The sequence below is a fragment of the Arthrobacter subterraneus genome (assembly GCF_900099735.1).
Taxonomy (GTDB): Bacteria; Actinomycetota; Actinomycetes; order Actinomycetales; family Micrococcaceae; genus Arthrobacter_D; species Arthrobacter_D subterraneus.
Genome location: NZ_FNDT01000045.1, coordinates 1 through 7,206 on the forward strand (window position 1 = coordinate 1; position 7,206 = coordinate 7,206).

General features: G+C 61.1%; 12 protein-coding genes. 5 read left to right on the forward strand and 7 right to left on the reverse strand.

The window, feature by feature from the left end:
• Positions 1 to 31: 31 nt before the first annotated feature.
• Genes BLS52_RS18000 through BLS52_RS18020 form a run of 5 tightly spaced genes read right to left on the reverse strand, consistent with a single transcriptional unit; the run spans position 32 to position 3,081 of the window.
• Positions 32 to 1,330, reverse strand: coding sequence for an erythromycin esterase family protein (locus tag BLS52_RS18000; protein WP_090588547.1), 1,299 nt, complete (start codon positions 1,328 to 1,330; stop codon positions 32 to 34).
• Between the two features lie 22 nt (positions 1,331 to 1,352).
• Positions 1,353 to 2,036 (reverse strand): phosphoribosyltransferase, encoded by a 684-nt coding sequence (locus BLS52_RS18005; RefSeq protein WP_090588549.1) that lies wholly within the window; start codon positions 2,034 to 2,036, stop codon positions 1,353 to 1,355.
• Positions 2,033 to 2,266, reverse strand: coding sequence for a hypothetical protein (locus tag BLS52_RS18010; RefSeq protein ID WP_090588550.1), 234 nt, complete (start codon positions 2,264 to 2,266; stop codon positions 2,033 to 2,035). Before BLS52_RS18010 ends, BLS52_RS18005 begins: the two co-directional genes overlap by 4 nt.
• A 30-nt stretch (positions 2,267 to 2,296) precedes the next feature.
• On the reverse strand, positions 2,297 to 2,710 hold the full coding sequence (locus tag BLS52_RS18015) for a CBS domain-containing protein (protein WP_090588552.1): 414 nt from the start codon (positions 2,708 to 2,710) through the stop codon (positions 2,297 to 2,299).
• 14 nt (positions 2,711 to 2,724) lie between these two features.
• The gene (locus BLS52_RS18020) at positions 2,725 to 3,081 is read right to left on the reverse strand and encodes an N-acetyltransferase (protein ID WP_090588553.1); all 357 of its coding nucleotides are present in this window, start codon (positions 3,079 to 3,081) and stop codon (positions 2,725 to 2,727) included.
• Positions 3,082 to 3,327: 246 nt separating this feature from the next.
• On the opposite strand from BLS52_RS18020, the gene BLS52_RS18025 reads away from it, so the two are divergent.
• Together BLS52_RS18025 and BLS52_RS18030 are read left to right on the forward strand one after the other, a co-directional pair.
• Positions 3,328 to 3,657: a PDZ domain-containing protein gene (locus tag BLS52_RS18025; protein ID WP_090588555.1), complete on the forward strand. Its 330-nt coding sequence runs from the start codon at positions 3,328 to 3,330 to the stop codon at positions 3,655 to 3,657.
• Positions 3,654 to 3,878 (forward strand): hypothetical protein, encoded by a 225-nt coding sequence (locus tag BLS52_RS18030; RefSeq protein WP_090588557.1) that lies wholly within the window; start codon positions 3,654 to 3,656, stop codon positions 3,876 to 3,878. The genes BLS52_RS18025 and BLS52_RS18030 overlap by 4 nt, the downstream gene beginning before the upstream one ends.
• Before the next feature lie 176 nt (positions 3,879 to 4,054).
• Here the strand turns inward: BLS52_RS18030 and BLS52_RS18035 are convergent, their stop codons facing one another.
• The gene (locus BLS52_RS18035) at positions 4,055 to 4,258 is read right to left on the reverse strand and encodes a cold-shock protein (RefSeq protein ID WP_090588558.1); all 204 of its coding nucleotides are present in this window, start codon (positions 4,256 to 4,258) and stop codon (positions 4,055 to 4,057) included.
• Positions 4,259 to 4,318: 60 nt separating this feature from the next.
• Between BLS52_RS18035 and BLS52_RS18040 the strand changes: the two genes are divergently transcribed.
• From BLS52_RS18040 to BLS52_RS18050, 3 genes are all read left to right on the forward strand, one after another.
• Positions 4,319 to 5,041, forward strand: coding sequence for a GAF and ANTAR domain-containing protein (locus BLS52_RS18040; RefSeq protein WP_090588560.1), 723 nt, complete (start codon positions 4,319 to 4,321; stop codon positions 5,039 to 5,041).
• A gap of 826 nt (positions 5,042 to 5,867) precedes the next feature.
• Complete coding sequence (locus BLS52_RS18045) at positions 5,868 to 6,230, forward strand: DUF7793 family protein (protein WP_090588562.1); 363 nt, start codon at positions 5,868 to 5,870, stop codon at positions 6,228 to 6,230.
• 431 nt (positions 6,231 to 6,661) lie between these two features.
• Positions 6,662 to 6,985 (forward strand): hypothetical protein, encoded by a 324-nt coding sequence (locus BLS52_RS18050; RefSeq protein ID WP_139186331.1) that lies wholly within the window; start codon positions 6,662 to 6,664, stop codon positions 6,983 to 6,985.
• Between the two features lie 23 nt (positions 6,986 to 7,008).
• Here BLS52_RS18050 and BLS52_RS18620 read toward each other — a convergent pair whose 3' ends face one another.
• On the reverse strand, positions 7,009 to 7,179 hold the full coding sequence (locus BLS52_RS18620) for a hypothetical protein (RefSeq protein ID WP_175460240.1): 171 nt from the start codon (positions 7,177 to 7,179) through the stop codon (positions 7,009 to 7,011).
• Positions 7,180 to 7,206 lie beyond the last annotated feature (27 nt).

A 7,206-nucleotide genomic window follows, 5' to 3' on the forward strand; every position in this document is an offset into this window, starting at 1 on the left:
TCCTTTCGTTAACGTGTCCATTCCTCCGGCTCTAGGGGACTGGTTCCTCGTCTCCCGTGGGCCAGGTCTGCAGTTCCCCGCCGGCTGGTTCCATACCGTGCAGCGAGGTGAGCGCGGTTGTTTCATCGATCCAGAGGAAGACGTCGTATCGGCGGTCGAGGACCGTGGGCACGTAGTTGCCCCACCGTTCGGCGTGCGGCGTGTAAACAACACCGATGGCCCGATGATCGCGTGATTGCGATGCCCATGATTCTTCATCGCCTTTGAACACGAACAGGGCCGACCGCTGGCCCAGCGTCCGGTGGATTGCCTCTTCGGTGCTGCCTTCGCGGGCGGGCGGCATCGTCATCGCTTCCACTTCCCCGCCCCAGTAGTCGGCGGCGAGGACTTTCCCCTGGTAGGAACCGAAACCGATCAGCACGACTCCGTCTTCGGAGTGCTGTTCACGGACCAGCTGACCGACGTTGACCATTCCAGCTTCGGACATGTCGGTCCAACGGGCATCTCCAATATGGGTGTTGTGTTCCCACACCACGCACTTGGCGTCGGGACCGTGATGGTTCATCAGGTTCTGCAGCGTTTCGAGCATATGGGTGTCGCGGATGTTCCAGGAATCCGGGCCTCCCGCAACCATCGCCCGGTAGTAGGCTTCCGCCCCGGCAGCTGCCCTGGCGTTCTGCTCTGCGTTGAAGCGGGCGTTCCGGTTGGTGCCCGACTGAGTCGGTGCATCTGATCGTAGTTGCGTCAGAAGTTTGACTACTTCCGGTTCGCAGCCGGAGGGCACCAAACGGGTTGACCGTGCGTAGGACTGGGGGTCCTCGGCATAGGGTTCGAAGCAGCGGAAGGCTTCAAGGGCTGTTTCCACGTGTTCAGGCTGGTGGGCCTGCAGGTAATTGAGTGTGGCGCGTAGAGAGTCCCACAGGCTGTAGACGTCGAGCCCGTAGAATCCAATCCGGCCCTCCGGGTGCCTTTGCGTGTTGTGGTCGCGGAGCCAGCGTGTGAAGTCGACGACGTCCTGGTTGGCCCACATCCAGGTTGGCCACCGGTCGAACCCGTTCAGTACCTGCGCCGGGTCCTCCGGCGCACCGTCAGCCAACGTGACTGAACGGTTCACCTCGTAGCAGTCGGGCCAGTCCCCCTCAACTGCCACGAAGGAGAAACCGTGCTCCTCGATCAGGCGGCGAGTCAGGGCGGCACGCCAAGCGTAGAACTCGTGTGTCCCGTGGGAAGCCTCACCGATGAGGACGTAACGGGCGTCGCCGATCCTGGTCAGCAGCGGATCGAGATCCGCTTCATCCTCAAGGGGTAGGGCTGCGTCCTTGATGGTCATGTGCTTCCTTCAACCTGAGTCATCAGTCTCCTGCAGCATCAGGATCGTTAGCCCAGGTCAGGTGCGCCCGGACCTCGTCGTCTTGCGTCTGGTCGAACGACACGTATCCCTCGCCGACCGCGCGGAAGTCCTCGGGCTGCCATGGGCAGACCACGTCATCAACGAGGGAGAGAAGCTGGCTTACCGCCCGCGGCGATGCAATGGGCACAGCGACGGTCACCCGCCGCGGCCCCAGGGGGCTCAGCGCGGCGACGGCGGCCCGCATGCTCGCTCCAGTGGCGAGCCCGTCATCGATCACAATCACGTGCCGGTTGCGCACCTCGGATGGGGTGCGGCCGGCACGATATTCCCGGTCACGGCGACGCAGCTCGTCCTTCTCCCGGGCCAGGGTCTCCTTGTAGCGGGTCTGGCCGTCCTCAACACGGTCCAGATGTGCCATGACGTCCATGTTCTGCACCAGTTCCATGGTCCCGCCGACCGAAGCGATGGCGCCCATCGCCGTCTCGGGATGGCCGGGGAATCCGAGTTTCCGGACCACGACGATGTCCAGCGGCGCGTCGAGAACCTGTGCGACTTCGGCTGCGACGGGGACACCACCGCGGGGAAGCCCCAAGACCAGGGCGTCGGCGATATTAGATTCCTGTTTCAGTTCTGCTGCCAGGGCGCGGCCGGCGTCGGTCCGGTCCTCGTAGGGGGCATATCTCATGCCCGGTCAGCCACGCCTTCCTGCCCGGAGTGGCGGGCACAATGCGCGCAGCAGTAGATTTCACCTCCGCCTTCGACGCCGTGCCCGAGGATGCGGCAGCCGCAATGGGCGCACACCGGTGCCATCGCGTGGACGGCGCATTCGAAACTGTCGAATGTTCCCGTCTCCCCCGCCTTGTTGATGGTGAAGGTCTTGTCGTAGTCGTTTCCGCAGGTGTCGCAGGTAGCCATGCTTTACTCACCTTTCCCTGATGTGCCGTGCTAGTAGGAGATCAGTTCAACCAGTTCACCGACTCGTTCTTCCGGGTAGTTCCGGGCGATGTCGGCCTGGCTGAGCATGCCCACCAGGTCGTGGCCGTCAATGACGGGTAGCCGGCGGACCTGGTGATCGGCCATGGTCTTGATGGCTTCTTCAATGCTGTCGTCGGCGCCGATAGTGACAGGTTTGCCTTCGGCAAGATCACCGGCTTTGGTTGCCCGCGGGTCGGATCCCTCGGCCAGGCACTTGATGACGATGTCCCGATCGGTCAGGACACCTTTCAGTCGCTGGTCCTCACCACAGATGGGCAGGGATCCAACGTCCAGGTCTTTCATCTTTTGTGCTGCCTGCTCAAGGGTTTCATTCTCGCCGATGCATTCCGCACCGCCGGTCATAAGTTCGCGTGCAGTAGTCATTTCAGATTCTCCTTTTACCGGTTGAGTGGATGGGTGGGAGCGGACTGGGCAAGGTGCCGGAACTTCCCCCGTTCGGCAGGTGGCACCAGGGCCAGATAACGATGATGCTTCGACAGGTAGGTGCGTGTGCGCAAACAGTATGGAAGGAGCGCCAGCCGACGGCGGTGCACCTCCTGGAGCAGCCCCTCGATCAGGAGATCCTCGACACCAGGTTCAGTGAAACGAGGGTCCATCACCGTGGACAGGACCCACACGTGATTGCCGTGGAGCTGATAGTGGCAGTGCCCGGCAGCGTTCCCGTCGACATAGGCGACGAAGTGGGAAGCTTTCGGATCATGTCGCACCACCGTGCGCATTTTGATGTGCATCATCACACCCTCCCGCTAGATCAGGCCTACCAAGGATCGGAAGGTCCTGCGGCCTGCCGCGCATTCACGGCTAAGCTGTTACACACAACACTAAGCATGCTTGCTAGTTCTGTGAAGGGAGCCGGTACCTTGGAAACCGCTCACCCTGTTGATTCAGGGCATGAGCACTGGCGGGGTGGAGTGAAAGTGGATACCGTCGGCACGAGGCGTGTTTTTGGAGTATCGGCTAGCACGAGGGAAGTCGAAACCATGACGCATCATTTTGAGGAGTTCTATACCGGGTGTTGCCTGTGGGCCGGAGACGGTTCGATTGTGCCTGCGGACCGCTTCCATGGCTTCTACCGGTATTGGTGCGCCAGAAACCTCGTGGAACCGCTCGGGGACTCGTGGGTCCGTGCCCTGCTTGAGGAGAAGCAGATCGGCCGGATCATGCATGAAAGCGCAATGCACTATCAGGGCATGGTGCTGATCGGGCGATACGTCCCGGAATTCATCGTCGAGGTGGAAAGCGAAGTGCTGTGGGATCCGGACCTGCGCGTTGATCCACTGGCCGCTCCGTTCCTGGGGCCGACAGCATGAAACAGCTGACAAAGACAACAGAGCTGGGTGCGCAGCCAGCCGAAACGGACCCTTTTGCCGCCAATCTCCAATTCCTTCGCCAGGAGTTAGTGGCCACGGTCGAAGAAATCCGGGGCCGATACGAAGGTCCCAGCCCTATGGACGAGCAGGGACAACGGCTCCTCAACGCTGCCATCAAAGATCTGGAAGAGCTCGACCGGCGTATCCGCGCAATGTCATGAAACGGTCGGCATCAGTGGCCTCTGGAGGGAGCCGCCGAGGTGTGGAGGGCGTCGACGGCTCCCAGAGGGCGCTGAACAGTTCAGTGCCGGGCGAATGGGAAGACACCACCCGCTACAGCTGATTATGCGCTCAAGACGCACGAAAGCCAGTAGGCCCACAAGGCCGTGCCGGAATCTTAGAGAGGTTGAATGTTCTCGGCCTGCGGGCCCTTAGGGCCTTGGGTTACTTCGAATTCAACCTTCTGGTTTTCCTCCAGGGAACGGAAACCGCGGGCCTGAATGGCCGAATAGTGCGCGAAAACATCCGGGCTGCCGTCGTCCGGGCTGAGGAAACCGAAGCCCTTCTCAGCGTTGAACCATTTCACCGTGCCGGTCGTCATCGTCTCATCCTTTCGAAGGTTCTGCTTTACCTTCTAATTTATAGTTGATGAGTGCAACCAATGAACGTCAATGCTTCGATGGCGGAGCAGCTGCAGGAGCTGTTGATCAGCAGCGAGGATGCGGATCGTTTCCTGGAGGACCTGGCGGTGTTCTCCTCGAAGATCATCGGGGACGGCGTGATTGTCCACTGTGGTGTGACACTCGTCCGGCAGCGGAAGGCTACGACTGTTGCCAGCAGCAGCGATGAAGCCCGGAAGCTCGATGAGATCCAGTACGGATTTGATGAAGGCCCGTGCCTGGAAGCCATCGCCACACAGCAAACAACCGTGGTGGCCGATACCCGCACCGACACACGCTGGCCGGACTACTTCGCCGCCGTACAGGAATACGGGTACTACTCCATGCTGGGCGTTCCGGTATTCATCGGAGGCAACGGAGGTGCCGCGCTGAACTTCTACGCCAAGGAACCAGACACCTTCACTCCGGACATCGTCGAAATCGCCGAAGTGTACGCCGAACAAGCAAGCCGTGCCCTGCAGTTGGCAGTGCGGGTCGCCGCGCACGCGGAAAAAGTCGAAGACCTGGAGGCAACGCTGCGCTCACGGACCAGCATCGATCTGGCCGTCGGAGCGATCATGGCCCAAAACCGGTGCACACAACAGGAAGCCTTCGACATCCTGGCTCGAGCCTCCAACCACCAGAACCTCAAGCTCCGGACCGTGGCAGACCGCCTCGTGGAAGCAATCTCCGGCAAACCGGCGAGCACCCACTTCGACTCCTGAGACTCCACCCTGGACGCCAAGAATTCCCTTTCGCATCGCGACGGCAAGGGACTGCTCGGCCGTGGCTACAATCCTGAAATTGGGAGCCCTCAAGCGATCCCTCGACAATTGGCCGCATCGACGTGGTTCTGGCGGCATGGTTACACGGTCGCGCCCCGAAGCAGATGCCAGTACTCTGATCCCGGCGCTCGGACGCTGCATCAATCTGATCCCGGTGTGTGAACGTGTCTGATCAAAACCCTCAGGACAGTAACAGTGACGGGTAACCTACGGTGGCCAGGGTGTACTGCCGGGCGGGGCCGTTCCTGTCAGGAGTGAAACGGTCCCGCCCACCTAGCGCTGGAGAAGTCAACGCTGCGGCAGATACGCCGGCTGTCTCGGACCGGGCGCTACCTGTCACTAACTATCCTCCTCAAACCTTCCATTTCTGGCCAGTGGGCAACAGCACCTTTCGGCTCGGAGTTAGTTGTTTTGCTGGGACACGTATGACAGATCAGGGGCTGTTTCCCTGAGGGTTCAGCGACGAGCTCGCGAACGTCCGCGTCATCTTTGATGACAACTGCGTGTAGGCACCGAGACCCCACAGAAAGGCGCAGGAATGGAATGGAAATGGTGAAGGATTTACCTAACAAGCGCTGATCCACCCTGTCTTTGCCATACCGTTGATTCGACGCTCGGGTTACCACCAATGGATCCCAAGGGGATGCGACGGGTCGGAATCACCAAGTCTTGGTCTCCCTCAACCGCTGGTTCCGGTGCGCGCATCCCGTACAGCTAGCCCAGGCACAGGCCCAGGCGCACTACACCGCACGATGAAGGCACACCGATGCAGGCCACTCAGGTGAATCCGTTCCAGCTGCAACTGCACTCCGCCGGCTACATCCGCGTGCGCTGGCAACCCGGGCGTACGATCAGCGAAACCGACGCGCACGCTGTCACTGACGCGATCACCGCCCTCACACCAGCAGCAGCCCCCGCACCGGGCCTGCTGGTCGACATGGGGCAACCAACATCCATCAGCGCCGGAGCCAGGGCTGTGTTCCTCACCGCCCGCGGCGCGCCCCGCGTAGCCCTGCTCGGCAACAGCCCAATGGACCGGGTCATGGCAGCATTCGCACTGAACTCGGACACTCCCACCCAGTTCTTCCTCACCGAAACCGAAGCCATCACCTGGCTCACCGCCAACTGAACGGGCAACCTGCGCGGCGCCATCGCCAATAATCCCCACGCCCCCCGACTGAAGGCGCATTCGCAGCATACCGAAGGCCGGTAACCACGCCACCGGGGGCACCGGCTCCTGTGAACGGCTTTGTCCAGCTCGGCCCCGCGCCTCACCATGTGCGGTGCACCCTCAGCATTGTAAGAATGCCGCCACTCCAAGGGATAGAACACGTGTTCTAATTTAAAGATGAAGCAGACGGCTTAAATGAGTGGTGCCGGCAGCTGCGCGCATGGGGGGCACGCACAGTTACCGGCACATGGAGGATTGAGTCTCGAAAACCCTCCGCATTTACACCAAATGGGGGAAATGGTGTGACACCAGCTTACTGATCGCTTGTTGCAGGAGGAAAGAATGTTCGCCCACGGCGTGCAGCGTGCGGCGGCGGAGAGGCGGCGGTGGTGGGTGAGAACAAGAGGTACCGGGCCTACTATGACCGGCTGTTGGATGAGTGGATTGAGCGTTTCGTGATGCGTGAGGAGCCGATGATGCTCACCGCGGCCGAGGTCGATCTCGAGCATCACCCTGCCCGCGAGTTCCAGCCGGCACGGCGCGTGTATGCGTGGATCCGCTACCCGTCCCAGGCGTACCTGATACGGGCCGAAGCGACCGCGTGGACGGACACGGCGATCCGAATCTGGTTCTTCGAACCCAAGATCAAGATCCACCGGGAGGGCTGGGTGTGGCGCAGCGCGGTCAGGCCCGCCCGACCGGAGGAAAAGTAGAGCAGATTCGAGCCTTCGATGTCCTACTCTGCGTCGTCATCGCCGATCTTAACGCCGCGTTGCAGTGCCGTTGCGGTGCGGGTGTAGGCCTCGGCAATGTAGTCCTCGAGCTTGGCCCGTTCGATCCGCCATTGCCCGCGGTTATCTTCAGTGCAGTTTATGGTGCTTGTTTCATGAGAATCGATCAGGTTCACCCCCGATTCTCAGTGCCTCCCGTTCAA

Bases quoted from the DNA above. Each gene is read 5' to 3' on its own strand.
- BLS52_RS18045 (WP_090588562.1), top strand. From the start codon at position 5,868: ATGCAGGCCACTCAGGTGAATCCGTTCCAGCTGCAACTGCACTCCGCC.
- BLS52_RS18025 (WP_090588555.1), top strand. From the start codon at position 3,328: ATGACGCATCATTTTGAGGAGTTCTATACCGGGTGTTGCCTGTGGGCC.
- BLS52_RS18030 (WP_090588557.1), top strand. From the start codon at position 3,654: ATGAAACAGCTGACAAAGACAACAGAGCTGGGTGCGCAGCCAGCCGAA.
- BLS52_RS18000 (WP_090588547.1), bottom strand. From the start codon at position 1,330: ATGACCATCAAGGACGCAGCCCTACCCCTTGAGGATGAAGCGGATCTC.
- BLS52_RS18035 (WP_090588558.1), bottom strand. From the start codon at position 4,258: ATGACGACCGGCACGGTGAAATGGTTCAACGCTGAGAAGGGCTTCGGT.
- BLS52_RS18020 (WP_090588553.1), bottom strand. From the start codon at position 3,081: ATGATGCACATCAAAATGCGCACGGTGGTGCGACATGATCCGAAAGCT.
- BLS52_RS18040 (WP_090588560.1), top strand. From the start codon at position 4,319: ATGAACGTCAATGCTTCGATGGCGGAGCAGCTGCAGGAGCTGTTGATC.
- BLS52_RS18015 (WP_090588552.1), bottom strand. From the start codon at position 2,710: ATGACTACTGCACGCGAACTTATGACCGGCGGTGCGGAATGCATCGGC.
- BLS52_RS18005 (WP_090588549.1), bottom strand. From the start codon at position 2,036: ATGAGATATGCCCCCTACGAGGACCGGACCGACGCCGGCCGCGCCCTG.
- BLS52_RS18010 (WP_090588550.1), bottom strand. From the start codon at position 2,266: ATGGCTACCTGCGACACCTGCGGAAACGACTACGACAAGACCTTCACC.